The sequence below is a fragment of the Mycobacterium sp. E802 genome (assembly GCF_001666875.1).
GTDB lineage: Bacteria > Actinomycetota > Actinomycetes > Mycobacteriales > Mycobacteriaceae > Mycobacterium.
The window spans coordinates 1-767 of record NZ_LZJD01000028.1 but is presented as its reverse complement, the minus strand read 5'-3'; the positions used below and the strand labels follow the sequence as shown (position 1 = coordinate 767).

Below are 767 nucleotides of genomic sequence, written 5' to 3'. Positions count from 1 at the left end.
GGGCGACGACGAGGTGCGGCGGGCCATGGAGGCACTGCCCGATTTCCAGCGGGTCATCGTGTACTACGCCGACGTCGCGTGCTTCCGGTACAAGGAGATCGCTGAGCTCATGGACATTCCGGTTGGCACTGTGATGTCGAGGTTGCACCGGGCGCGTCGCAATCTGCGTAAGCTGCTCGCCGAAACTGCGGTTGCCAGAGGGTATCTGGCCCGGAGTCAGGACAACGGCACGGCAGCCTGAACCTTACCGGCGTCGCGGCCGATGCCACGGTCCCGGGCCACGTCGGCGAGCAACTCCCGCAGCCGCTTTCGTCCGCGGGCCAGTCGGGACATCACGGTTCCGACGGGTGTGCCCATCAGGGCGGCGATTTCGCGGTAGTGGTAGCCCTCGACGTCGGCGAAGTACACGGTCATCCGGTTGGCCGCAGGGATCGCGTCCAGTGCGTCCGCGATGTCGTCGTCGCGCATCGCTTCGAGCGCTTCCACTTCCGCTGACCGCAAACCCGAAGATGTATGCCGCCCCTCGGCGGACACCTGCCAATCGGTGATGTCTTCACACAGTTGCTCACCCACGGCGCGTTGGCGGGCGCGATAGCTGTTGATCCAGTTGTTGTACATGATCCGAAACAGCCATGCGCGCGCATTCGATCCTGGCTTGAACGTGTGAAAACCGCTGTAGGCCTTGAGCATTGTCTCCTGCACGAGGTCTTCGGCATCCGCGGCGTTGCGCGTGTATCGCCGTGCGGCCCCATAGAGTTGATCCAACA

Annotated in this window: 2 protein-coding genes; one reads left to right on the top strand and one right to left on the bottom strand. The window is 63.8% G+C overall.

Annotated features, from left to right (window positions below; genetic code table 11):
• Positions 1 to 241, top strand: a 241-nt coding sequence (locus A5699_RS04445) for a sigma factor-like helix-turn-helix DNA-binding protein (RefSeq protein ID WP_304528240.1), incomplete at its 5' end; no start/stop codon positions are given.
• Here A5699_RS04445 and A5699_RS04440 read toward each other — a convergent pair.
• Entirely contained in the window at positions 217 to 765 is a 549-nt protein-coding gene (locus A5699_RS04440; RefSeq protein WP_082957573.1) for a sigma-70 family RNA polymerase sigma factor, read from the bottom strand. The genes A5699_RS04445 and A5699_RS04440 overlap by 25 nt on opposite strands.
• Positions 766 to 767: the final 2 nt, after the last annotated feature.